The 24251-nt window shown below is 53.9% G+C and carries 23 protein-coding genes; 2 read left to right on the top strand and 21 right to left on the bottom strand.

What is annotated here, in order from left to right:
- Window positions 1-16: 16 nt before the first annotated feature.
- The 8 genes from ACXLHR_RS13860 to ACXLHR_RS13895 all read right to left on the bottom strand — a co-directional run bounded on the left by ACXLHR_RS13860 (window position 17) and on the right by ACXLHR_RS13895 (window position 7369).
- Window positions 17-1318 (bottom strand): flagellar hook protein FlgE, encoded by a 1302-nt coding sequence (locus ACXLHR_RS13860; protein ID WP_458791982.1) that lies wholly within the window; start codon window positions 1316-1318, stop codon window positions 17-19.
- 84 nt (window positions 1319-1402) lie between these two features.
- Window positions 1403-1861, bottom strand: coding sequence for an OmpA/MotB family protein (locus ACXLHR_RS13865; RefSeq protein WP_458791983.1), 459 nt, complete (start codon window positions 1859-1861; stop codon window positions 1403-1405).
- 37 nt (window positions 1862-1898) lie between these two features.
- A complete protein-coding gene (locus ACXLHR_RS13870) occupies window positions 1899-2207 on the bottom strand; it encodes a flagellar motor protein MotB (protein ID WP_458791984.1) in 309 nt (102 codons plus the stop codon).
- An 88-nt stretch (window positions 2208-2295) separates the two neighbouring features.
- The gene (locus ACXLHR_RS13875) at window positions 2296-3060 is read right to left on the bottom strand and encodes an FkbM family methyltransferase (protein WP_458791985.1); all 765 of its coding nucleotides are present in this window, start codon (window positions 3058-3060) and stop codon (window positions 2296-2298) included.
- A complete protein-coding gene (locus ACXLHR_RS13880) occupies window positions 3057-3458 on the bottom strand; it encodes a DUF6165 family protein (RefSeq protein ID WP_458791986.1) in 402 nt (133 codons plus the stop codon). The genes ACXLHR_RS13875 and ACXLHR_RS13880 overlap by 4 nt, the downstream gene beginning before the upstream one ends.
- Window positions 3455-4813, bottom strand: a complete 1359-nt coding sequence (locus ACXLHR_RS13885) for a tetratricopeptide repeat protein (RefSeq protein ID WP_458791987.1) — start codon at window positions 4811-4813, stop codon at window positions 3455-3457. Before ACXLHR_RS13885 ends, ACXLHR_RS13880 begins: the two co-directional genes overlap by 4 nt.
- A gap of 10 nt (window positions 4814-4823) precedes the next feature.
- Entirely contained in the window at window positions 4824-5609 is a 786-nt protein-coding gene (locus ACXLHR_RS13890; RefSeq protein WP_458791988.1) for a hypothetical protein, read from the bottom strand.
- A gap of 86 nt (window positions 5610-5695) precedes the next feature.
- Window positions 5696-7369, bottom strand: coding sequence for a glycosyltransferase family 4 protein (locus ACXLHR_RS13895; protein ID WP_458791989.1), 1674 nt, complete (start codon window positions 7367-7369; stop codon window positions 5696-5698).
- 143 nt (window positions 7370-7512) lie between these two features.
- Between ACXLHR_RS13895 and idi the strand changes: the two genes are divergently transcribed.
- Window positions 7513-8040, top strand: a complete 528-nt coding sequence (gene idi, locus ACXLHR_RS13900; RefSeq protein WP_458791990.1) for an isopentenyl-diphosphate delta-isomerase — start codon at window positions 7513-7515, stop codon at window positions 8038-8040.
- On the opposite strand, the gene ACXLHR_RS13905 is transcribed toward idi, so the two are convergent.
- From ACXLHR_RS13905 to ACXLHR_RS13955, 11 genes are all read right to left on the bottom strand, one after another.
- Window positions 8033-8671, bottom strand: a complete 639-nt coding sequence (locus tag ACXLHR_RS13905) for an ATP-binding cassette domain-containing protein (protein WP_458791991.1) — start codon at window positions 8669-8671, stop codon at window positions 8033-8035. The two genes, idi and ACXLHR_RS13905, sit on opposite strands and share 8 nt — an antisense overlap.
- Window positions 8664-10319, bottom strand: a complete 1656-nt coding sequence (locus ACXLHR_RS13910) for an ABC transporter permease (protein ID WP_458792557.1) — start codon at window positions 10317-10319, stop codon at window positions 8664-8666. The genes ACXLHR_RS13905 and ACXLHR_RS13910 overlap by 8 nt, the downstream gene beginning before the upstream one ends.
- 34 nt (window positions 10320-10353) lie before the next feature.
- Window positions 10354-11553, bottom strand: coding sequence for an ABC transporter substrate-binding protein (locus tag ACXLHR_RS13915; protein WP_458791992.1), 1200 nt, complete (start codon window positions 11551-11553; stop codon window positions 10354-10356).
- A 12-nt stretch (window positions 11554-11565) separates the two neighbouring features.
- Window positions 11566-12174 carry a CDP-alcohol phosphatidyltransferase family protein gene (locus ACXLHR_RS13920; protein WP_458791993.1) on the bottom strand — a complete coding sequence of 203 codons (609 nt, stop codon included), beginning with the start codon at window positions 12172-12174 and terminating at the stop codon, window positions 11566-11568.
- Between the two features lie 99 nt (window positions 12175-12273).
- The gene (locus ACXLHR_RS13925) at window positions 12274-14280 is read right to left on the bottom strand and encodes a hydantoinase/oxoprolinase N-terminal domain-containing protein (protein ID WP_458791994.1); all 2007 of its coding nucleotides are present in this window, start codon (window positions 14278-14280) and stop codon (window positions 12274-12276) included.
- Between the two features lie 168 nt (window positions 14281-14448).
- A complete protein-coding gene (locus ACXLHR_RS13930; protein WP_458791995.1) occupies window positions 14449-15435 on the bottom strand; it encodes an ABC transporter substrate-binding protein in 987 nt (328 codons plus the stop codon).
- Between the two features lie 50 nt (window positions 15436-15485).
- The gene (locus ACXLHR_RS13935; protein WP_458791996.1) at window positions 15486-16331 is read right to left on the bottom strand and encodes an ABC transporter permease; all 846 of its coding nucleotides are present in this window, start codon (window positions 16329-16331) and stop codon (window positions 15486-15488) included.
- Window positions 16328-17197, bottom strand: a complete 870-nt coding sequence (locus tag ACXLHR_RS13940) for an ABC transporter permease (RefSeq protein WP_458791997.1) — start codon at window positions 17195-17197, stop codon at window positions 16328-16330. The genes ACXLHR_RS13935 and ACXLHR_RS13940 overlap by 4 nt, the downstream gene beginning before the upstream one ends.
- On the bottom strand, window positions 17190-17999 hold the full coding sequence (locus tag ACXLHR_RS13945; RefSeq protein ID WP_458791998.1) for an ABC transporter ATP-binding protein: 810 nt from the start codon (window positions 17997-17999) through the stop codon (window positions 17190-17192). The genes ACXLHR_RS13940 and ACXLHR_RS13945 overlap by 8 nt, the downstream gene beginning before the upstream one ends.
- Window positions 17965-19419 carry a dihydropyrimidinase gene (hydA, locus tag ACXLHR_RS13950; protein ID WP_458791999.1) on the bottom strand — a complete coding sequence of 485 codons (1455 nt, stop codon included), beginning with the start codon at window positions 19417-19419 and terminating at the stop codon, window positions 17965-17967. The genes ACXLHR_RS13945 and hydA overlap by 35 nt, the downstream gene beginning before the upstream one ends.
- 107 nt (window positions 19420-19526) lie before the next feature.
- Window positions 19527-20777, bottom strand: coding sequence for a Zn-dependent hydrolase (locus ACXLHR_RS13955; protein WP_458792000.1), 1251 nt, complete (start codon window positions 20775-20777; stop codon window positions 19527-19529).
- Window positions 20778-20993: 216 nt separating this feature from the next.
- On the opposite strand from ACXLHR_RS13955, the gene ACXLHR_RS13960 reads away from it, so the two are divergent.
- A complete protein-coding gene (locus tag ACXLHR_RS13960) occupies window positions 20994-21593 on the top strand; it encodes a TetR family transcriptional regulator C-terminal domain-containing protein (RefSeq protein ID WP_458792001.1) in 600 nt (199 codons plus the stop codon).
- On the opposite strand, the gene preA is transcribed toward ACXLHR_RS13960, so the two are convergent.
- Window positions 21594-22898, bottom strand: a complete 1305-nt coding sequence (gene preA, locus ACXLHR_RS13965; RefSeq protein WP_458792002.1) for an NAD-dependent dihydropyrimidine dehydrogenase subunit PreA — start codon at window positions 22896-22898, stop codon at window positions 21594-21596.
- 1 nt (window position 22899) lies between these two features.
- Complete coding sequence (locus tag ACXLHR_RS13970) at window positions 22900-24186, bottom strand: NAD(P)-dependent oxidoreductase (protein ID WP_458792003.1); 1287 nt, start codon at window positions 24184-24186, stop codon at window positions 22900-22902.
- Between the last annotated feature and the right edge of the window lie 65 nt (window positions 24187-24251).

Below are 24251 nucleotides of genomic sequence, written 5' to 3' on the forward strand. Positions count from 1 at the left end.
CCTTTCTAAAAACCGGTTATCGTTTGATGTTCGTTGTTTCTTGCAACATTTCATCCACGGTCTGAATGACTTTTGCATTAGATGAATAGGCTCGTTGCGTCTGGATGAGATCAGTCAATTCACCGGCAACATCCGTTGCAGACTCTTCTCGCGCGAAGCTGACGATATCACCTGTAGGGCCATCGCCCGCATCCCACATAAAGAACGAGCCACTATCAGGTGTGACGCGGTAACTTTGTTGATCCAATGCCTCTAACCCAATGACGTTCGAGACGTCGATCAGCGGGACTTGATAGAGAACACGGTTAATTCCGGTATCAAAAGACGCGCGTACAAAACCATTTGGATCGATCTCCACACCCATCAAGCTGCCCACCGGGGTCCCGTTCTTGGTTATTGAAACAGGCGCAAAGGCATTCGAAAGCTGCGTCAAGCCAGTCGATTCACCCAATTCACCAATTTCAATTTCCAGAGGTCCACCATCGACATTTACAGCGATCGCGCCTGATGCAGGATCATAAGCACCGCCGGAAACCGCGGTCACAGACAACAGTGTTCCACCTAGGCCCCGTGTATCGTCAAACTGCAACGTATACTCGCCAACTATAGCACCAGCAGACGCGCTATCTGTGATCACCATAGTCCATTGGTTTGAGGAACCTGTGCCTGGGACATTTGGGGTGAAATTTACGCTTAAATTCGCGGGCTTACCTAAGTTGTCAAAATATTCGATCGATAGAATTTCAGCATCACCATTAGAACCGGCCTCCGTTGCAGTAGCAGGTAGGTTCACGGCCAGACCGATTTGGGTCGTCGCTTCACCAGCAAACTGGTTTGCGTTAATTCTGATCGGTTCCAGCCCGTCTATCGAATCTCGTGGAAAGGTAGGAATTTTACCATCCGCGTTGGCCGGCCATCCCATCAGAACCAAGCCACCAGGGCTGGTCAAATACCCTTGATCATCGGCACGAAATGAGCCGGTGGTAGTCAATAACATCGGATTTCCACCATTGGTAGCCTGAACAGAGGCGGCTGTTGTGACAGGCAACATGCCGCGACCACGCACCGCCAGATCAGTCGGGTTATTAGTGTCCACCAACGGGCCACTTTGGTCAATTAAGCGCGAAACTGTGGTTCGAACGCCGCCAGCGGAATAGGAACCGCGCCCGTTTTCGATCACCATAGAATGGAAATCGGTTTCTGCGCGCTTATACCCGTAGGTTTGAGAATTTGCGATATTGTCGGAAATCGTTGCAAGCCTTGTCGCATTGGCGGCAAGGCCGGCGACACTGGCATTTAAGGAAGATGAAATCGTCATGGCAAGGCCTTTCAGGATCGGGAAATGACGTGAACTTTCCATAGATCTAACAACTTTGCCTTAACGGCTCCCTAACAAGACCAATCAGACATCCGATCGCAACAAAATAATTTCCAACCTATTGTTGCGCAATGCGGTGGCATCAGTCACCACAGGCATGCGATCGCCAGTTCCCGTGATGCGCGCTATGCGTGCCGGATCAAGGCCCCCATCCTCTAGCATCACGCGCATCATCGCCGCACGATCAGTGGAAAGGTCCCAGATCGGGTTGTTCAAGACCAAAATTGATCGCGTGCGCAAATGACCGGTTAGCGCAACATCATTTTCTACCGCAATAAAAAGGCGGGCAAAAAGCGCAGCAATTTCTCGGGTGACAGGCATCGGCTCCGCAGTCTCGTCTTTAAACAGAGACGCATCAGGCAGGTCGAACACTTCGATCACCAAGCCCTCGTCGGTCACACGGGTCACGATATGTCGTAGTGCAGCTTCGGCCAGCGCACTCTCGCCACCAATGCCAAGCAGAACCTCTTCAATATCTTGCAACGCGGCAACCTCGGCTGATTGCGCAGCTGCGTCACCTTCAGTTTCGGCCTCTACCCCCCCCCATTCCCGCGCGCGCCGACATATCTTGCGAGAAAATATCATCGCCACCAAATATACCGTCACCGCCACCCGAGATACGAATTATCGGGATCGTCGGGGTAAAGTAATCTGCAATGCCCTTTCGCTGTTGTTCGGTTGTCGCATTCAACAACCACATCAACATAAAGAACGCCATCATCGCGGTCACAAAGTCCGCATAAGCAACTTTCCATGCACCACCGTGATGCCCACCACTCGCAATGACCTTCTTGCGTTTGATAATAATTACTGGAGCATTTCCACTCATTTAGTACCACCTTTCGTCCACCCACCTCTGTCTTAAAGGGCGGCATATGAAGGTGTTCTTAACGGTTCAATTGTAGACGAATTGGACTTTATCGAGATTTAGAATAAATTTCATCAGGGCCGCAGAATTCGATCAGATCATAGCCTTTTTCACGCATCAGGGCAGGTAACGCAGGGTCACCAAGATTATTCTCAATCGACCAAACTTTGACGTTATGCTTTTCAAAAGGGAACCGGCGCAGCGCGGCCAACTCGCCACCCTCGATATCCAGCGATACAAAATCTGGGTTCGGAATATTCGCTTCGTCCAAAATCTGTGACAGCGTACGAGTTGGCACCCTAATCACCTTCTCTGCATGCCGTTTATCGGCGCGGACACGGCTCAGAATACGCGGGTCATATGTGTCCACCAAACCGCTCATTTGGGTATACCCTTCGGTCACGGCCATGAACTTGGCGCTGCCTTTCTTATCGGCAACCGCATAGGGCAGGCAGGGCGACTTTCGTAGTTTTTCGGCCGTGGCACGATGCGCGGCGACCGGCTCGACCAATACACCAGTCCAGTCGCGGTCACGCTCAAAGAACATGGTATTTGAACCAGTTACGCCATCATAGGCGCCGATATCAACAAAGGTGCCACCGCGTTTCTGCTTCATCACGCGGTCAACAACCCAATCCTGACCGGCCTGCGACGGATACGAATATGCGGCGCTTAACAAGCCACGTACCTCATGAAGCTGACGGGTCAAAAGCCCACGCGCGCGCGTCCGCTCGGTGGAAATTTTGGCAGCCAGCTCGCTTTGGACCTCAGCAAGTTCTTTACGCGCTGCACGGATGCGTTCTTCAATTGTCATGCCAGACCTCCAAAATCATAATACGACTTCTCTTCTACAATTGCGGACCCAAGGAGCAGGTTAATCTCCTTCTTAATACGAGCCCGTTCATCATTTGTGACGTAAACAGCGCGCGCCAATGCAATAAATCCGGGACCAAAGTCACGCGCTGCCTCGAATGCACGGATGTCATCTTCGATCACCCATAGATCGGCATTGATCGCATATAGTGCGTCCCAAAGCTTGCGTAGCGCATCTGTCATCTCCACAGCAGCGTCGGACGTCTGCTGCAACACGCTCATCTCATGACGCACATTCGCCAGTTTTGCAGAATCCGATATCTTCTCGGATTTCAGCCGCAGGATCGTCAGCTTGTCAATCAACTCACCCGGCGCGGTTGGCACTAAAATTTCATTCATGATGCCACTTTCATTTTCAATGCCAATGCTTCCTCAACTTCCGCCATAACGCCCGACCAATCCAGTGGTGTTTTCTGGCGAAACAGGCGCATCTGCGGATACCATCCCGTTGTGTCACCTTTGTGCGTCCAGACCCAAAACGGGTCCCAATGCAGGATTGTCCACGTCGGCACGCCCAATGATCCCGCGATATGCGCCGTCGCTGTGTCGGAGGTAATCACCAAATCCATCGCCTTCATCGTCGCTGCCGTATCGGCAAAACCACTCTCGTCGCTTCCTGCATCCACGATAAACGACGAACTACCATCCGCAAAATAAGGCTCTAACATCGGCCCCTTATACAAAGAAAACAACTGCACCCCGGCGATCTGGGTCAGCGGCAGGAAATCAGTATGGCTAAAAGAGCGGAAGGCATTTCCCTTATAGGTGACAGAACCGGTCCAGATTACGCCCACTTTCACCTTGTTCGCAAACGGTGCAACAATGCGCTCAGCTCGCTCCTTACTTTGCGCCGGAACATGTAACGCGGTTGGGGCGGGGATCGTAACAGATGTGGTGAAATGCAACGCGGCAAGATCCATCATGTTGACCCAGTAATCAAAACTTGCTTCTCGCGGCAGTGAATGACCCACCCAATCCGCACCGTCTAACGCGGTGAACAAATGCAGCAGAGGGCGCTCTACCAAGCAATGTACTTTGGCACCCATTGAACGTAGAACCGGAATAAATCGGGCGAATAGAACAGCGTCACCAAAACCCTGCTCAGGCATGACCAAAACGGTCTTACCCTGCAACGGCTCGCCCGCCCACTCGGGAAATAGCAAATCGCGTGGTTTCAACTCTCCCGCTTGCCAACGGACCTTATAGGTTTGGAACGCAGCACGGTAATCACCGGTACCCAACTGGGCAAACGCCAATTGCATCTTTAACTCGACATCCGCAGGAAAACGGGCAATCGCATCTGTCAAATAGACCTCAGCCTCATCATAACGACCCATACCGCGCAAACAGCGACCGACCATCGCGATGTGATTTAAACTGTCAGGCTCACGCGCCAGAATAGTTTGACGGGCCGCGATAGACTCTTCATACCGACCAACATCCGACAGGATATTGGCATAGTTACTGCGCAAGCTCACGTCGTCAGGGGCAATCGCCACTGCGCGTTCCTGCGCGCGCAATGCCTGCATATGGCGACCTTTGACACGGTGCAGCACACCTAAATTTGACCACGCCCCCGCATCATCCGGCACAAGCGCGAGATAACGTGCATAACCAATCAACGCCTCCGCATGCTCACCCGCCTGATGCAGTTTGATAGCGCGCGCGCGCATGTCTTTTATCGTCTCGGACATATTCACCGCCTTAGTCAGCACCGCGCCGCTTCACCGGCTTGATCAATGTCTCGGGGCGGCGCTTCTCAGCAGCCTCAAATAACGAGAACGTCTGGTTAACGTAATTCACCGCTCCCGAAATCATCTCCATATAGTCGTTCAACTCTTCGGTCAGCTCTGTCTCGACGCAGACAATGCTACGATCCTGCGGCATGGTCTCAAACGTGACATAAAACAGTGGATCACCACGATTAATTTTCAATGGACGATCGGTATCATGCCATTCAAACGCCCACATCAATGGTCGAGGCCAGACATTGATCGGGAACCTACCACCAAAAATCGTGCCGGGCATCGGATTGCGCGAGTAATGCATAAACGGGGCCACCTGACTGGCATAAACCGGCTCGTCAGAAATAAACACATAGGGAAGTTGTAACTGCAACGTCGGCACACCGGGATAACGCCATTCATGCTCGGCGGCGATATGCAGTTTTTCACGCAGCTTATTGGCACGAATTCCCGACTTATCGCCGTTCAAATTACGCAAGGCAGGACGACCATCCTTGTCGCGCACAAACTCTAAATGCAGGTCAAATGGGCACCGCACCATAAAATAACGGCTCTCCATCCCAATCACCGCAGGACAACGCGACGCTGACTTTGCATGGGTCTTATTCATCTCGGCCGAACGCACACGCTCAGGCGGGAAATAAACAATGCTGGCTTTTTTCTGGTTATAAAACCAGCCAACCGTCACAGGTCCGCTTGCCTTGCCGGTACCAGCCGTATTCTCGAAATGCACAGAAAGTTGCATTGTCTCTTCCTTTATTACCCAGCCCGGATGTTTCAGGGTCTTTGGGAACGCCTGCTTCATCTGCCATATAATTGATAAATACGGCGTTAATTTGGCTGGAGCCCCGAAATGATCACATAATCAAATTTTGCGAGAAATAGTATGGACGCTGTCACAACACCTAGCCCTAGCTCGGTTTGGGCGGAAATATCGCCAATCGTCATCTGCGTCCCAGTCTCTAACAAGGCACAGATTCGCAACACAGTTTCATCCGCCACAATGCGGCGCCCATATAAATCACGGCCGTTCAACTTATCCAATGCAGCAAGGTCCACCGCAGTCAAAACGCGACGATGGGTGACAACGCTTTGCGCCGTCGGAGACCCCGATACATAGCCACGATATAAGGTAAACGGATCAACCTCGATCGGGCTTAAAACCGATTTCGACAAACGGGGCGTGGTCGATGTCGCGCCTTTTCGCATCAATGCCAACTCTGCGGCCAGATCCAGATATTGCGGAATAACAGCGGACCAATCAAACGTCCGCGCCGCATGTTGACGCCCCGCTGCTCCCATCGCACGACGCTTTTCTGGATCGTTAATCAAAATCTCAAACGCATGAGCATATTGCGGGACATCAATCGCCGTCTGCTGCTGAACAATCGACAAATAGCGCAGATAATCATCTGTACCATCGGCATAGCGCTGGGCAATCAACGGCCCCGCGCCACCGGCAGGCATCATCGTCGGGATCAAAAAACCCGTCTGGCCATGCACAACAGTGTCCTTAAAACCGTTCCAATCAGGCATCACAACAGGCAAACCAGCCGCCATCGCCTCCACAGGAACCAAGCCAAATGTCTCTTGGATATTATCAACAGGGAGTGTGAAAATATCCGCACCTGACCAAATATCACGGCGCACTTCGGGCGCACGGCCATCAATCACATGGGTCACCACAGAAGGGCAAAGTGCGGCGGCACCGTCCACATGCAACTCCATCTCCGCCTCGCGATTAGACCAGCCAACCATCCACAAATGCACAGGCTTGCCCGTCGCTTGCGCCGCCTGTTCCAACGCCAAAAACATAGGCACAGGATTAGCCTTCTCGACCGAGGTAAACCGTCCCATCGTCATCACAGCCGTCGCATTCTCAGGCGTGTCAAACCTCGCACGCATCGCCGCGCGCGCCTTATCGGAACGCTCAAAATCCGCCACATGTATCCCCAACGGGATCACAGGCAATTGCGGCACCGGCACACGGGACGCACCAAAACGCGCACGGTAGTAAGCCACCTCTAGATCCATCTGCGTTTGCAAAACTGACTTCACCGCATGCGACGTGCAAATAATCGCATCCCAAGGCTCAACCGGTTCTGCCAATAACGTATGCAAACTCTCGATCACACGACGGGTCGACATCGTGTGGGTGACGCCAATCAACGATCCCGCAGTCGGATCAAACCGCTGTCTGCGCCAACTCGCCCCCATATATCCGGGTCCGGGGAAAAACACTGCGCCTGCATCAAGAAAGCCCTTTTGGCCGCGCAACGTTCGCGTCCTGATCTCGCGGGTCTCACCCAATTGTCGCGCCACAGCCTCAAACGCCTTGGCCCCATTCGGCCCCTCTGCCACCGCCGTAACAATGTCACCCGGCACATGTGCTAAAAACCCCTTCAGAAACGACTGTCCCGACGAACGACGCCCGACCAGTTCCTTACCTTTGCTTTCAATTGCATCAGGGTGGAAAAATATCGCAGGCTGCGGGGGTTGAGGCATTAAAATAATCTTTCCATATACGACAATCAGACTGACCCTCTTTCACATCGGACGCAAGATCGCAGCCTTACAAACAACGCCTCACAACCTGCGTAACAAACTGACAGGTTCAAAAACGCCTACCAACCATTTAGACACGCGGCATGACAGATACGATTCTCATCCCCACTTGGGTCGACGGCATACTTACCCCCGTCGATAAACTGCACGCGCATACCCATGGCCTGCGGCACAAAGCAGTCAGCGTATTTGTGATCAACCAAGGTCGCATCCTGCTGCAACAAAGGGCCGCTCATAAATATCATACCCCAAATCTCTGGGCGAACACCTGCTGCACGCACCCCAACTGGGACGAAGATCCCGCAGAATGCGCAGTGCGTCGGCTACAAGACGAGTTGGGAATAACCGACCTGCAATGCACACATCGCGGTCAACTTGAGTACCGCGCTGATGTGGGGGGCGGAATGTATGAGCATGAAGTCGTCGACGCGTATCTTGCAAAGGCACCGGACCTATTAAAAATCGATCCTAACCCAGACGAAGTGCAGGCCGTCAGATGGATTTCACCCGACGCGCTCAACGTCGAAATCGCGTTAAGCCCCGAAATTTTCACCCCTTGGCTGCGGATCTATATGCGTGATCACGCCGACACAATTTTGGGATCTAGATAGGCGAGAACGTGACAATGTCACCACCGGCCGCCTGCGCATCCTCAAGATCATGGGTCACCATCAAAACAGGCAATCCGCGCACTTTTGCACGATCAAAAACCAACTCACGCACCTGCGCTCGCAACTCCGCATCCAAACGTGCAAACGGCTCGTCCAACAACAATGCACAAGGCTCCGACAATAACATTCGCATCAATGCAACACGCGCCTTTTGACCACCCGATAATGTCGCTGGATCACGATCCCCGAACCCGGCCAAGCCGACCTCTTCCAATGCATTCTCAATTTTCAAACGGCGCCCGCTGATTGTGCCGCCTGCACGGAGCCCAAACGCTAAATTTTGCGCAACTGACAAATGCGGAAATAACAAATCATCTTGAAACAATATCCCGACATGCCGCTGATGCGCGGAGGTGCGCGTGATTTCATGCCCATCCAAAATCACAGTGCCACTTGCAGCAAAGTCGCTGGTCAACGTGCCCGTAATGAACGCCAGCAGCGTCGATTTTCCGACGCCTGACGGCCCCATAATCGTCAACACCTCGCCCGACGCAATCTCTCGCGATAATGACACAAACGGCACACCACCCTTGGTGATGACAACATTACGCAACGCCAATCCTTTATCCATGCCGCAACCCCCTTCTATTGCGCCAAACAATCGCAGGCACCAGCAATGCAAGCGTAAACGGCACCAGCGCCGCCGCCGTTTGCATCAATCCATAAACACCAATCGCGCGACGATCACCACCAGCCGCAAGCGCCACCGCTTCGGTGGTCAAGGTTTCGACCCGCCCACCACCTATCAATAGCGTCGGCAAATACTGCCCGACAGACACCGCAAGCCCCAAGGCAGTCGCCGTCAATACAGGCCGCAAAAGCATCGGCAGGCGCACACGCCACAACACGCGACCTGCGGGTGCCCCCAAAGCCGCGGCAATCGTCCCCATGCGCGCATCCCACGCACGATACGGATCTGCCAATGATAAGAAAACATAAGGCAACACAAACACCAAATGCGCCATCATCACTGGGACCCGCCCCACAGCAATTCCAAGGCTTAACATCAGCGTCTGTAATCCCGGTAAAAACGCCGTTTGCGGCACTAATAAGGGCAGATAAAGCAACCATATGGCCCGCGAAGACATGCGCAATCCATAACGCACCTCTGCCTCCAAGCTGCCAATGACCAACACCAACGCGACAATGGTTACACTGCCAGCAATAAGGACCGTTTCGCCCAGCGCCGCTATCGTGCCTTCACCGTGGCGGCTCCAATTCTTGAGCGAGATTGTATCTGGCATCGCATCTGGAAACCCCCAATATCCAGCAAAAGACCATACCCCCAAGACAGCCAGCCCCAATAACACGGCTAACGCGCAAATTATGCCAGCACTCAAGCCAAATATAGCCGCAATAGTGTCTGTTTTTCCCCGCGACCCGCACGCGATCCAACGCCGCCCCAGTCCGGCAACGACCCATTCTCCGGCACGCCAGAACGCGAGCACCATTAGCACCAAAGCAAGCTGCAACAGCGCCATCGCACCGCCCTCCAGTCGCATGGTCAAATCAGGGTCAGACATTAGCGTTACGACCTGAACCGACAACGTTGACGGCGTGTTCGGTCCCAAAATAACGGCCATATCCACGACTGACATTGCGTAGGCCAAGACGACGTAAACAGGTAATCGTATCTGCGCGTAAACACGCGGAAAAACCGTTTTTAGCCACCCCGTCACGCGCCCGTATCCAAGCGCCTGCGCAATCACACGACTGCGCGGCGCATCCGACTGCCCCAAGGCTGACAAGGTAATCAGCAACAAAAACGGCACTTCCTTCACGATCAAGCCAGCCGTCAAAGACAGCCCGAGACTATCTTGCAAAATCAATAGGTCAGGCGGACGATCCCACCCCGTCACCGCAGGCGATAAAAACCGTGCAATCCACCCCGAAGGCGCAATCAAAAACGCAAGACCAAACGCAGCGGCGGCGTGCGGCACTGATAAAAGCGGGGACAACAACCGCTCAAGCATGCGAAACGGACGCATGCCAGACCAGCCAGCAGTCAGCAAGGTTACAATCAGCAGTGAAATACCGGTCGCAAGCACCCCCGTCGATATCGACAGCATCGCCGCCCGCACAAAACCGTTCCATGCGAACACACGCGCGAAAGGCTCTAATGACGGCCCCGTAATTCCCGCAGCAGGCAAATGCCCGAACGCGGGCAAAATCGTACCAATCAGCCCCGCTATAATCGGCCCTAACATGGCACCGATCATAAGCAGGGGCAGAATAAGAAGCAGCCGCGTTGCCTTACTGTGTGACACCGTAACGGTCCATCCAGTCATCAGCGATACGCGTCATCCAACTGGCATGCGGCTCGGCCTGCACGGTTCCCAATGCAGCGGGCGACAACGTGGCAATACCCAATTCTAACGCATCAAAGACCGCGCGCTCCTCTGATGAAATCGCCGCCATATCAAGCACGGTGCCGTAGCCTAGAATTTCTGGATCTTGCGCGCGCGCTTGTGCTTCCGGGGACATAAGAAAATTCGCGACAACCATAGCAGCGGCTTTGGAACCTGAATTATATGGGATCGCGACGAAAGACGCATTACCAATAGTGCCACCATCCAGAACAAACGTGCGCACAGTGTCCGGAAGCTGATCATTTGCAATCGCCGCCGTCGCTTCACCCGGACTAAACGAGATCGCCAAATCAACCTCGCCATCTGCTATCAACTGCAACTGCGCAGGACCGGTCGCAGGATAGGCACGTCCAGAACGCCACAGCGTCGGCGTTAATGCATCAAGAAATGCCCATAGTGGCGCGGTCACATCTTCGTAATTCGCATCCGTCGCGGGCATCGCCAACACAGCAGGATCGTCCAACACATCTACCAGTGCCTGCTTCAAAAACGTCGTTCCCAAAAAATCCGGAGGTTGCGGATAGGTGAACCTGCCTGGATTGCCCGCAGACCACTCTAATATCGCCGCCATATCGCCCAAAGGTTCAGGCAAATCGGCCGTATCGTGGATAAACACCACCTGCGCCATGGCCCAAGGGCTCTCGTACCCCTCTGTCGGAACAGTAAAATCGGCCTGCACCGTTTTACCACCAACATCCACAATCGACCAGTTCGGCAGCTGTTCTGCATAGGGGCCAAACAGCAGATCCGCACCCTTCATAGCACTGAAATTTGCACCATTGATCCAAATCATATCAATCGCGCCATCATCATCTTCGCCAACCTGCTTCTCGGCTAAAACTCGGGTCACCGCATCGGCAGTATCTGTCAGTTTCACATGTTCCAATGTGAGCCCGTAATCTGCCGCAACGCGGTCACCGACCCATTCAATAAATGCATTGGTTGTGGTCGATCCACCCCAAGCATGCCAGTAAACGGTTTGCCCACTGGCCTCGGCCACGACTGCATCCCAATTGCTTGGATCAGGGTCTGCCAAAGCCGAAACAGGTGTAATCAGGGTCGCTAAAACCGCAAGATATTTCATATTGTCATGTCCTTAATCAATAAAACTTTGAGATGCTGCATAGATGCGCAACAGCGCCGTCACGAAACATAGAGCACCAAATATCCACGCCAATAGGGCAAAGTGGACAGGGTTCAGGCAAAGCAGGACAAAGAATACAATCGTCTCTGTCCCTTCCAGAATACCGTTTGAGTAATACAGCGACTTCTGACCCTGCCTCTCGGTGCTTTCCCCATATTTTTCGGCCAGAACAGCATATCCAAGAAAGCTGGCACCGTTAAAGTAGAATGCAGTCAACAAAAACGCGCCTGCTGCACCGTTGTTGGTGGGATCTAAAGCCACAAATGCAAATGGCACTGCCCCATAAAATAAAAAATCAGCAGTAATATCAAAGTATCCGCCAAAATCGGTCTTGCGCGACGCACGCGCAACCGCACCATCCAAACCGTCCGCAACACGCCCCAACAACAACGGAATTAACGCATAAACTGTCCAGCCAAACCCGATCATAACTGCCGAGCTTAGACCCAAACACAGGCCAACTGACGTCACACCATTTGCCGTCACACCACGCAGCGCAATCATCCGTCCCGCATAATTTAGCGGCGGATCAATTAATCGACGGGCATAGCGGTCCAGCATCAGGATATTCTTTCAATGTATGTTTCCATTTTGACGGATCACACACCACTGCGCAATCAACCCCACAATATTGTGACGCTACGCGACCTAACTGAAATCTTACCCGGTCGCGATCCTTGGCCTACCACTTGCCGTGACCTTGATGTGCGCCTCGATGAACATGGGCTGGTTCTCGATATCAACTTGCTTGATGTCTCTTTCGGTTGTGAACCGCAGTTCTTCAACACCAGCCTCGCGCGCCTTATCGCCAGCCTCCACTGTCAACGCTGCCTCCAACACGTCCATCGCCTCTGACGCACCATTAAACCGCTGAACCCGATCCGGCAGATGCACCGCAAATACGCCTGCCCCCGGGCTTGTCACCGTCCCAGACGCATGCATCGACACCTGCCCCACAACAGCCCCGATTGCATTGGCCACCCCCGCAAGCTCAGGCAATACCATGCGCGTGTTTAACCGCGCACCCACAGCACCATAATATGCATGAGCCGAGGCGCCCAACCCGATCACAGGCACACCAAGCTTCAAATCAACCTGCACAACCCCGCGATGTTGATCCATGCCAGCCATCGTCAACGGATGCCGCGCAAGCCCCGCAACACTCTGCCCCCATTCGCGATCATCCTCATCAAACGCCGCTTCCAACAAACAATCCACTGTCTGATCCGTCAGCTGATCAACAATCATTTGCGCCATCACAGCAGCACCAGACGCGACCCGATCACCGCTCCCCATACGTCTTCGCGCAAATAACGTCAGCGCCTTCTCTGACGCAGCAGCATCCCATACGTCGACACGCCCCAAAACATGACTCGCATCTGACGGCGTTACGCCTGCAATCATGACCATGCCGCGCGTCACCAACCGCATCAGCGCAGGCATTTCCATGCGGCTAGCCACAACATGCCCCACGCGCTGAGGTCCGTCCTTCAACCGCGCAGCCACCGCCGCCTCCCGCACGTCCAACCCCTCTGGCCATTCGCGCCATAGCGGCACTGCAAACTGCACACCGTCACTCGCAGGCACATCCACGGCCAAGGCACGATCCAATTCGCGGTGTATCAACGCGGGAAACTCATGCGCCGCCAACGCTATCGGCATCAAGCGACGCGGCCCTAGTCTAAGCCCACCATCTAGCCCCTCAACCACATGCACTTCGCTATCACCGCCAAGGCCCGTAGTCCGCATCGCCACAGCCTCCACCATGGTGCGATACGGACCGACACGCGCACCATCTGGATCAATTTTGGGCTTCCCATCCTTTAGTAGACACACATCTGTGGTGGTTCCGCCAATATCGGACACCAGGGCATCCTGCTCGCCGGTTAACCATGACGCGCCAGCAATTGACGCCGCAGGACCGCTTAAAATCGTTTCGATCGGCTTCTCTCTCGCCATATCAGCAGATACCAACGCACCATCGCCGCGCACGACCATGAGACGGGCATCGATGCCAACCTTGATCAAATGCCCTTCACAGGCACTAATCAACCCATCGATCATACCAATCAATCGGGCATTTAACACCGCCGTCAACGCACGCTTCGGGCCTCCCAACACAGACGATAACTCATGCGAGCAGGTCACAGGTTTACCTGTCAGGTCGCGGATTAAGTCCTTGGCCGCCACCTCATGCGCCGAATTACGCGTGGCAAAACGACCGGCGATAGCAAAGCCTGTAATTCCGCTATCAAGACCCAAAATCTCCTGCTTCAATACGCACAAATCAAACGGCACCACCTCTGCGCCTGCATGATTATGCCCGCCCGCCAATAAAATTACCGGATCGCCCCGCAAAGCTTCTGTCAGACCGCTGCGACCCAACTCGCCCTCGTCAAACCCGATGAACACCAAGGCCACCTTGCCGCCTTGACCCTCCACCAGCGCATTCGTCGCCAAGGTCGTAGATAACGACACCATCGCAACATGGCATGGATCAATACCGGCCTCGGCCAATGCGGCATCAATCGCACGGCCGACACCCAACGCTAAATCGGGACGGGTGGTCAGCGACTTGGCGCTGGCTAAAATACGGTCAGACCCCTCGTCCAAAAGAACTGCATCAGTATAGGTCCCACCCGTATCCACGCCCAATAGATAAGCCATCACAAACCTCGCTTAATTTAAAAGCAAACAACCATTTAGCGGACCTACTGACCATACCAATAGCGACAACACCCAATGTCTATGTCCAATCAAATTCCAGTTCGAGGCTTTATCCAAACAAAAACGCGCCACGTTTCCGCAGCGCGCTCTCACATCATCTCGAACGAATTAGTTTAACGCTGCATCCGTAATCACATGCGTCCATGCACCCTCGGGGACTTTCGAAATCACCGGATCAGACCCGCCACCCAACAGTGTATCCACTGTGCGCTGATAATCCGCCTCATCCAATGCGCCGTTCGACCCAGAGGTAAGCTTGGCAACCTCAGTCATCATCCGGACCTGCGCCGACTCGATTTGCGCACCCGTCTCGTCGTTATCCAAAACGATCATCGCAGCGGCCTCAGGATTCTCTTCTGCCCACTTCCACCCCTTCATCGAGGCACGGACAAAACGAACCATCTTATCAACAAATTCGGGATCCTCCAAATTCGCTTCCAATGCGTAAATCCCGTCTTCCAACGTGGCAACGCCCTGTTCCTCATACTTGAACGTGATCAATTCGTCTTCCGGAATACCAGCATCCAAAACCTGACCGTATTCATTATATGTCATCGTCGAGATGCAATCGGCCTGACGCTGCAACAACGGATCAACGTTAAAGCCTTGCTTCAATACCGTCACTCCATCCTCGCCACCCTCAGTGGAAATTCCCGCCTGAGACATCCACGACAAGAACGGATACTCATTGCCAAAGAACCAAACACCAATCGTCTTACCCTTGAAATCCTCAACCGACGTGATCCCCGTATCTTTCCAACACGTCAGCATCAGACCTGACGTTTTGTAAGGCTGGGCAATATTCACAACCGGCAATCCCTTCTCGCGAGCAGCCAACGCCGACGGCATCCAGTTCAACATCACATCAGCACCACCACCCGCCAAAACCTGTGGTGGGGCAATATCGGGACCACCGGGCAGGATGGTCACGTCCAGACCCTCTTCCTCGTAAAAACCCTCATCAAGCGCCACGTAATATCCCGCAAACTGCGCCTGCGTGACCCACTGTAATTGCAGCTTCACATCATTCGGACCAGCCATCGCCATGCTACCAAAACCAGCAGCAAGCGCCGTCGCCATCATTGTCTTTTTCATCTCATTGACCTCCAAGTCAGTTACATTTCTTGCCCCAATTTCAGGGTCTGTTATTTTCGCTGCGACGGATGCCAAAACGTGACACGCCGCTCCAACACCGCAATCGCGCCGTAGAAAAAACTCCCCGCGAGCGCGGCCACAACGATCTCGGCCCAAACCATATCTAGCGCCAATTGGCCCACACTGGTCGAAATCCGAAACCCCATACCGCGCGTCGGTGATCCAAAGAACTCGGCCACAATCGCACCCACAAGAGCCAATGTCGTGGCAATCTTAAGCCCATTAAAAATAAACGGCATCGCCGCAGGTAGGCGCAACTTCACCAATGCCTGCCCGTAACTTGCACCATAGGTCCGCATCAAATCGCGCTGCATATCGCTGGTATCACGCAGCCCCGCCACCGTGTTCACGAGCACAGGAAAAAACACCATCACAACAACCACAGCCGCTTTTGACTGCCAATCAAACCCGAACCACATCACCAAAATCGGTGCGGTCCCAACAATCGGCAAAGCGGCCATAAAGTTCCCAACAGGCAGCAACCCACGACGCAGAAAATCATATCGATCCACAACAATCGCCAACGTCAACGCCGCCACACAGCCAATCACATAGCCGCTCAACGCACCCTTCACAAAAGTCTGCACAAAATCAGTCCATAAAATCGGCAGACTATCCGCAAACCTGACCGCAATCATACTCGGCGGCGGCAAAATCACCAAAGGCACGCCAAGTCCGCGCACAATCAACTCCCACATCACCAATATCGTTAGTCCAAAAATCGCAGGAACCATCAGCTGCACCGATCGCGTCTGCGCACGTGGCCCATTCGCCAAACGCACGTTCAACGCCCAACCAGCACCCCACAACAACAGCGCAAAAATCACATAACTCATGGGCGCATCCCCATACGGCGTAACGCCACCCGCTCAATCAAGCCAATGATCGCGACCAAGCCCGCCGCTAATATCGCCGCCGCAAACAACGCCGACCAGATCTGCACAGTCTGCCCGTAATACGATCCTGCCAACAACCGCGCACCTAATCCTCGCACAGCCCCCGTCGGCAACTCGCCAACAATGGCCCCCACCAACGACGCAGCCACGCCAATCTTCAGCGAGGCGAACAAATACGGCAGCGACGCAGGCAGTCGCAATTTCCAAAATCCTTGGGCATCACTGGCATGATATGTGCGCAACAAATCTAATTGCATTGCATCAGGGCTACGCAGCCCCTTCACCATCCCAACCACAACAGGAAAGAACGATAAATAGGCGCTAATAACGGCCTTAGGAAACATTCCCTGCACGCCAATCGAATACAAAACCACAATAATCATCGGCGCAATCGCAATAATCGGAATGGTCTGACTGACAATCGCCCAAGGCATCACACTCATATCCATCGCACGACTATGCACGATCCCCACAGCTAAAAGCACGCCCAGCCCCGTCCCAATGCCAAACCCCAAAAGGGTCGCACTCAACGTAACCCAACCGTGATAAACCAACGACCGCTTCGATGTGATCTTCTTCATCACAACCGTATCCCACAACTCTCCAGCCACCTGATGCGGCGCAGGCAGACGCGGACGTTCCTGCGACCAAGCAGCGCCAACAGTCTGTGAAACCGTCATCGTCTCGCCCGACCGCTTCAACTGCTGGGCGGTCCACGCGGCATTCATCGGAACGCAGGCCGCATACCAAATCGCTACAATAATCCCAAGCACCACCAAAACAGGTAAAATCGCGCGCCTAAACATCGTCCTGATGCCCCGCCCGCAATCCATCACGCACACGATGCGCAATCGCAATAAACTCGGCACTCTCGCGAATATCCAGCGGTCTCTCGCGTGGCAACGTGCTCTCGATAATATCCGTGATACGCCCCGGCCTTGGCGACATCACCACAATCTTGGTCGACAGATACACTGCCTCAGGGATCGAATGCGTTACAAAAGCAATCGTCTTTTCGGTGCGCGCCCAAAGCGCCAGCAACTGCTCGTTCAAATGGTCACGCACAATCTCGTCCAACGCACCAAACGGCTCGTCCATCAACAAAATATCAGCATCAAACGCCAAAGCCCGCGCAATACTCGCCCGCTGCTGCATACCTCCTGACAATTGCCACGGAAACTTCTGCTCAAATCCCGCCAGATCAACCAGCTCCATCACCTTCGCGACACGCTCGACCTGCTCCGCCTTGGAAAACCCCATGATTTCCAACGGCAGCTTGATGTTCCCGCCGATCGTCCGCCAAGGATACAATCCCGCCGCCTGAAACACATAGCCATAGGCCCGCGCCTTTCGCGCCTCCTCAGGCGTCATGCCATTCACCGAAATCTGCCCCGCGGTGGGCGTTTCCAACCCCGCAATGCAGCGCAAGAACGTGGTCTTGCCGCAACCCGAAGGCCCGATAAAAGAAACGAACTCCCCTTTACCAATCTCAAGACTCACGTCCTTCAATGCATGAACGGGACCATCATTCGCCTGAAATGTCAGATCAAGGTTTTGTGCCGAAATGATCAAGTTAAACCCCACTCGCAGGAATACCAGACCGCTCAACGGGCCTCGGTGCAGTCAACTCTTTCCAAGACGACAACGCCTTATTCACCGCTGTATTCGCCTCGCGCTTCACAAACTTCCCATGACCTTCCTGCGTGCGCACCTCGCCATCATAAATCGCCACCTGCCCACGTGTCAGCGTGAACCGAGGCAGGCCCTTCACATGCTTGCCCTCAAACACATTATAATCAATCGCCGATTGCTGCGTACTCGCTGCAATGGTCTTCTCCTTCTCAGGATCCCAAACAACCAAATCAGCATCCGCACCTACCAAAATCGCCCCCTTCTTCGGGTAACAATTCAAAATCTTGGCGATATTCGTCGAGGTCACAGCAACAAATTCATTCATCGTCAAACGCCCTGTCGCAACCCCATGCGTCCACAACATCGGCATCCGATCTTCCAACCCACCAGTACCATTCGGGATCTTGGTAAAATCATCTACGCCAAACCGCTTCTGCTCGGTCGAAAATGCACAGTGATCCGTGGCAACAACGCTCAACGACCCACTTTGTAATCCCGCCCACAGGCTATCCTGATGCTGCTTATTGCGAAACGGCGGCGACATCACACGTCGTGCTGCATGGTCCCAATCGGGATTAAAATACTCACTCTCGTCCAGCGTCAAATGCTGGATCAACGGCTCACCCCAAACGCGTTTGCCTTGCATACGGGCACGGCGAATAGCCTCGTGGCTCTCCTCACACGACGTATGCACAACATACAGCGGAACCCCCGCCATATCCGCAATCATAATCGCGCGGTTCGTCGCCTCACCCTCAACCTGCGGCGGACGGGAATAGGCATGCGCCTCTGGTCCAGTGCTTCCCTCCGCTAGCAACTTGGCCTGCAACTCCGCGACCACATCACCATTCTCGGCATGAACCATGGCAATACCACCCAGCTCGGCGAGCCGGCCAAACGACGCATACATCTCGTCATCATTGACCATCAACGCGCCTTTATAAGCCATAAAGTGCTTAAACGTATTGATCCCGCGATCCTTGATCACGCTCTCCATCTCATTGAAAACCTGCTCGCCCCACCACGTCACAGCCATATGAAACGAGTAATCACAATTGGCGCGGGTCGATTTATTATCCCACATCTGCAATGCATCATGCAGACCCTGACCGGGGCTCGGCAGCGCAAAATCGACAACCATCGTGGTGCCACCAGCCAAGGCCGCGCGCGTTCCGCTTTCAAAATCATCGGTCGAATAGGTGCCCATAAACGGCATCTCAAGATGGGTGTGCGGATCAATTCCGCCCGGCATCACATAGCAACCCGTGGCGTCGAGTTGCTCATCGCCGTGTAAGTTGGTGCCGATCTGCGTTATTATGCCCCCCTCAACCAGGACATCCGCCTTATAAGTCAAATCAGCGGTCACAATCGTGCCGTTTTTAATCACAGTGGACATCTTAGGTCTCCTCTAAGTCGAGATAAAAATCGGCGCGTTGCTGCAATCATTGACCACAAACATCTCCGACGTAAACAAATAGAAATAATAGTCGCGTGGCTCCCTGCTCACGCAACGATCTCCGCCGTTTCAATCACCGCATGGAACAAAACATCAGCACCCGCCGCCGCCCATTCCTTGGAAATTTCCTCGGCCTCGTTATGGCTCAAACCATCAACACAAGGGCACATCACCATCGCCGTAGGGGCAACACGATTGATCCAGCAAGCATCATGCCCAGCGCCCGAAATCAAATCCATATGAGTATAGCCAAGCCGCTCGGCAGCACTCCGCACTGCTGAAACACACCCCTCATCAAAGGTCACGGGATCAAAATGGCCAACAGGTTCAATTACCATACCCAGCCCCAAATCCTCAACAATAGACACTGATTCGGCCTCAAAACGCGCACGCATGCTCGTCAATTTCTCCAAATCAGGCGACCGGAAATCAACGGTAAACACGCATTTCCCCGGAATCACGTTACGACTGTTCGGATACACATTACACTGCCCAATCGCACCCACAGCCCCCGGTTGATGATCCATCGCAATCTGATGCACCAACTCTGTCAACCTCGCCATACCAAGACCGGCATTCACGCGCATATTCATCGGTGTAGACCCTGTATGAGCGTCTTTTCCGGTCAGCGTGACTTCCAGCCACCACAGCCCCTGACCATGGGTCACAACGCCAATATCACGCCCTTCAGCCTCCAAAATCGGGCCTTGCTCGATGTGCAACTCAAAGAACGCATGCATTTTACGCGCGCCTACCTTCTCATCTCCGCGCCAGCCAATACGGCTCAACTCATCGCCAAATTTTTTCCCTTCGGCATCCACACGGGCATAAGCCCAGTCTTGCGTATGCATCCCTGCAAAAACACCCGACGCCAGCATCGCAGGGGCATAGCGGGCGCCCTCTTCATTTGTCCAATTCGTCACGACAATCGGATGCTTGGTCTTGATGCCCAGCTCATTCATCGAGCGCAAAATTTCCAAACCACCCAACACACCCAGCACACCGTCGTATTTGCCACCCGTCGGCTGCGTATCCAGATGCGAGCCTACATAAACCGGCAGTGCATCAGGATCAGCGCCCTCGCGACGCGCAAACATATTGCCCATCTGATCGACACCCATTGAACATCCAGCCGCCTTGCACCAGTCCGCAAACAAATGACGCCCCTCACCATCAGCATCGGTCAAGGTCTGGCGGTTATTCCCACCCGCGACACCGGGACCAATCGTGGCCATCTCCATCAGACTGTTCCACAGCCGATCAGGGTTAATCCGTAAATTCTCTGCGGGGGCCGCCATGCGCATCTCCTTTTGCGAAATTAGGCGATTAGTAGACGTCACCAAGGAAACCGCCCGCTCACCAACCTGATTTGACCATCTGGTCAAAGCAACGCTAACAGTGGGGCAACATCTGTCAAGTTTTCTGCAACCTTTTTGATCAATTCGTCAAAAAGATGCTGCCAAAAGCGGTTTTCCGTGGCATCGACGCTTTTTTATGCGAAAGATTACGGCGATATGAGCAAACCAGAGACACGCATCCAGAAAAAGAACCGCGCCGCTATCCTGACCGCAGGACTAGAGGTGTTCTCGCAGTTCGGTTTCCGAGGTGCGACACTAGATCAGATCTCTGACACTGCGGGTCTGTCCAAGCCAAACCTGCTTTACTATTTCCCGTCAAAAGAGGCTATTCACCAACAACTTCTCTCCAGCCTTCTCGACACATGGCTCGACCCGCTTCGGAAAATAGATGTGAACGGCGACCCCACCCGTGAAATCATCGCCTATGCCATGCGCAAACTTGACATGTCTCGCGATTTCCCCCGCGAAAGCCGGCTTTTTGCGAATGAAGTCCTGCAAGGGGCGCCACGATTGGCTGACGCACTGCCCGCGCTTAAGGCGCTCGTTGACGAGAAATCGACAGTCATTCGCGCATGGTCAAAAGCAGGCAAAATCGCCAATGTAGACCCTTATCACCTGCTATTTTTGATTTGGGCACAAACCCAACACTACGCCGATTTTGACGTGCAAGTGCGCGCTGTCCTCGGAGAAGACGACCCCTTTCCAGGGGCCGCTACCTTCCTTAAGCACATGCTTCGTTGCACGCTCAAACCGTGATTATTCGGCAGCTACAGCGCCCGGATTGTTCGGGTGCATCGTCCAGTTAGCGTAATCGCCGGATACAACCTTGCCGGTCCGCGGATCGACATCACCCACCGCCATTGGCACCATCGTGATACAGTCCTGCACAGGGCAAACCTCGACGCATAAATTACATGCAACACACTCGGCATCCACAACCTCAAACACGCGGTCCGCAGACATGGAAATCGCCTGATGCGAAGTATCCTCGCAGGCTGCGTAACACCGCCCACATTTGATACAATCGTCTTGCGAAATCTCGGCCTTAGCGATGTAATTCAGGTTCAGGTACTTCCAATCGGTCACATTTGGCACCGCCATACCGACAAAATCGTCAAGGCTCTCATACCCCTTCTCATCCATCCACTGCGACAGACCCGAAATCATCTCTTGAACAATTTTGAATCCATACGTCATCGCCGCCGTACACACCTGCACATTGCCACAACCTAACGCCATGAACTCCGCCGCATCGCGCCAAGTGGTCACGCCACCAATTCCCGAAATCGGCAAACCATGTGTCTCAGGATCGCGAGCAATCTCCGACACCATCGACATGGCAATCGGCTTCACCGCAGGACCACAATAGCCACCATGCGACCCCTTGCCATCAATCGAAGGCTCCGGCGACATAGTGTCTAAATTGACCGAAGTGATCGAATTGATCGTGTTAATCAGGCTCACCGCATCCGCACCACCACGCATCGCCGCCGCCGCAGGTTGACGCACATCGGTAATATTCGGCGTCAACTTCACAATCACGGGCTTGTCATAATACTGCTTACACCAACGCGTCACCATCTCGATATATTCAGGCACCTGCCCAACAGCCGCACCCATACCGCGCTCCGACATGCCATGCGGACAACCGAAATTCAGCTCAATACCGTCAGCGCCAGTTGCCGCAACTTTTGGCAAAATATCTTTCCACGCTTGCTCCTCACAAGGAACCATAATCGAAACAATAATCGCGCGATCAGGATAATCCGCCTTCACACGGGTTATCTCTTCCAGGTTCACCTCAAGCGGCCGGTCTGTAATCAACTCAATGTTGTTCAGCCCCAATATCCGACGGTCGGCACCATAAATCGCACCATAACGCGGACCATTCACATTCACGACGGGCGGACCTTCCATGCCCAACGTCTTCCAAACAACACCACCCCAACCCGCCTCAAACGCGCGGCGCACATTGTATTCCTTGTCAGTCGGTGGCGCAGACGCCAGCCAGAATGGGTTCGGGCTTTTGATGCCTAAAAAATCAGATGTCAGATCGGCCATATCAATTGCCCCCCATCAAAGTTGCATGAATATCCATCGCCGCATCGCGGCCCTCAGCCACAGCCGTCACCGTCAAATCGTCGCCGCCACTGGCACAATCCCCACCAGCCCAAACGCCCTTACGACTTGTGCGACCAACGCCATCAACCGCCAGTTTCTTACCCTCAAGGGCAAGTCCAAAATCAGTCTCTAACGCCTGACCGATCGCTGAAAATACCTGATCTGCGGGCAACTTCACAACCTCAGCAGATCCATCAGTATAGGCCAGCTCAATCGCGCCATCAGCCACGGACACTGGCTGCACATTGAACATCAACGTGACTCCCTTGGACGCTGCCAAATCCTGCTCATACGTGCTGGCACTCATGTTTTCACGACCACGACGATAGGCAATCGTGACATTGCGCGCGCCAAGCAATTTCGACTGCACAGCCGCATCCACCGCCGTCATCCCGCCACCGATCACAACAACATCGCGACCAATTGGCAGGCTCGACAACTCACTCACCTGACGCAGCTCAGAGATGAATCCGACCGCATCATGCGCAGACCCAAGCCCCAAACTATTCACGGCCCCTAGACCAACGCCCAAGAAAACCGCATCGAATTTATCAGCCAAAGCATCAAGCGTCACATCGACACCTAATCGGGTGCCAGTCTCGACCGAAATTCCGCCGATCCCCAACAGCCATTCAACCTCGCGGGCTGCAAAATCATCCGTCGACTTATACGCAGCAATGCCAAATTCATTCAGCCCGCCAGCCTTGGCGCGCGCATCAAACGCAACGACCTCGTGGCCGAGCATCGCCAAACGATGCGCCGCCGCCAGCCCCGCAGGACCCGCCCCCACAACCGCAACACGCTTGCCAGTAGGCGCAGCACGCTGAAACGGGTGTACGTCGCGTGCCATCACCTCATCAGTCGCATGTCGCTGCAAACGGCCAATCTCAACCGGCTTGCCCTCTGCCGCCTCACGCACACAGGCCTGTTCACATAGCTCTTCTGTAGGACACACACGGGCACACATCCCACCCATAATGTTCTGCTCAAAAATCGTATAGCCTGCGGCCTGCGACGTCCCCGTCGCAATTTGACGAATGAACAATGGTATATCAATCGCGGTCGGGCAGGCGGTCACACAAGGCGCATCATGACAAAAATAGCACCGGTCCGCCGCCACGCGCGCCTCATGTTCACCCAAGGGCGCATGCAAATCTGCAAACCCCGTATTCAATATATCGTCGGGCAAACGCCCTGCTGCAATTCCGGCTGTTGTTGTATCAGGCATCGGGCACTCCCTTAGTGCAAATTAATATACGCAGCCTGACACAACTTCATTTTTTATCAAATGGT

The sequence above is a fragment of the Yoonia sp. MH D7 genome (assembly GCF_054439475.1).

Excerpts from the sequence above, each read along its gene's own strand:
- ACXLHR_RS13875 (WP_458791985.1), bottom strand. The coding sequence starts at position 3,060 with ATGACAATTGAAGAACGCATCCGTGCAGCGCGTAAAGAACTTGCTGAG.
- ACXLHR_RS13970 (WP_458792003.1), bottom strand. The coding sequence starts at position 24,186 with ATGCCTGATACAACAACAGCCGGAATTGCAGCAGGGCGTTTGCCCGAC.
- ACXLHR_RS13910 (WP_458792557.1), bottom strand. The coding sequence starts at position 10,319 with ATGATCGGTGCCATGTTAGGGCCGATTATAGCGGGGCTGATTGGTACG.
- ACXLHR_RS13920 (WP_458791993.1), bottom strand. The coding sequence starts at position 12,174 with ATGCTGGACCGCTATGCCCGTCGATTAATTGATCCGCCGCTAAATTAT.
- idi (WP_458791990.1), top strand. The coding sequence starts at position 7,513 with ATGACAGATACGATTCTCATCCCCACTTGGGTCGACGGCATACTTACC.
- ACXLHR_RS13955 (WP_458792000.1), bottom strand. The coding sequence starts at position 20,777 with ATGGCGGCCCCCGCAGAGAATTTACGGATTAACCCTGATCGGCTGTGG.
- ACXLHR_RS13940 (WP_458791997.1), bottom strand. The coding sequence starts at position 17,197 with ATGTTTAGGCGCGCGATTTTACCTGTTTTGGTGGTGCTTGGGATTATT.
- ACXLHR_RS13885 (WP_458791987.1), bottom strand. The coding sequence starts at position 4,813 with ATGTCCGAGACGATAAAAGACATGCGCGCGCGCGCTATCAAACTGCAT.
- ACXLHR_RS13935 (WP_458791996.1), bottom strand. The coding sequence starts at position 16,331 with ATGAGTTATGTGATTTTTGCGCTGTTGTTGTGGGGTGCTGGTTGGGCG.
- hydA (WP_458791999.1), bottom strand. The coding sequence starts at position 19,419 with ATGTCCACTGTGATTAAAAACGGCACGATTGTGACCGCTGATTTGACT.
- ACXLHR_RS13880 (WP_458791986.1), bottom strand. The coding sequence starts at position 3,458 with ATGAATGAAATTTTAGTGCCAACCGCGCCGGGTGAGTTGATTGACAAG.
- ACXLHR_RS13905 (WP_458791991.1), bottom strand. The coding sequence starts at position 8,671 with ATGGATAAAGGATTGGCGTTGCGTAATGTTGTCATCACCAAGGGTGGT.
- ACXLHR_RS13960 (WP_458792001.1), top strand. The coding sequence starts at position 20,994 with ATGAGCAAACCAGAGACACGCATCCAGAAAAAGAACCGCGCCGCTATC.
- ACXLHR_RS13925 (WP_458791994.1), bottom strand. The coding sequence starts at position 14,280 with ATGGCTTATCTATTGGGCGTGGATACGGGTGGGACCTATACTGATGCA.
- ACXLHR_RS13890 (WP_458791988.1), bottom strand. The coding sequence starts at position 5,609 with ATGCAACTTTCTGTGCATTTCGAGAATACGGCTGGTACCGGCAAGGCA.
- ACXLHR_RS13930 (WP_458791995.1), bottom strand. The coding sequence starts at position 15,435 with ATGAAAAAGACAATGATGGCGACGGCGCTTGCTGCTGGTTTTGGTAGC.
- ACXLHR_RS13915 (WP_458791992.1), bottom strand. The coding sequence starts at position 11,553 with ATGAAATATCTTGCGGTTTTAGCGACCCTGATTACACCTGTTTCGGCT.
- preA (WP_458792002.1), bottom strand. The coding sequence starts at position 22,898 with ATGGCCGATCTGACATCTGATTTTTTAGGCATCAAAAGCCCGAACCCA.
- ACXLHR_RS13870 (WP_458791984.1), bottom strand. The coding sequence starts at position 2,207 with ATGAGTGGAAATGCTCCAGTAATTATTATCAAACGCAAGAAGGTCATT.
- ACXLHR_RS13860 (WP_458791982.1), bottom strand. The coding sequence starts at position 1,318 with ATGACGATTTCATCTTCCTTAAATGCCAGTGTCGCCGGCCTTGCCGCC.
- ACXLHR_RS13895 (WP_458791989.1), bottom strand. The coding sequence starts at position 7,369 with ATGCCTCAACCCCCGCAGCCTGCGATATTTTTCCACCCTGATGCAATT.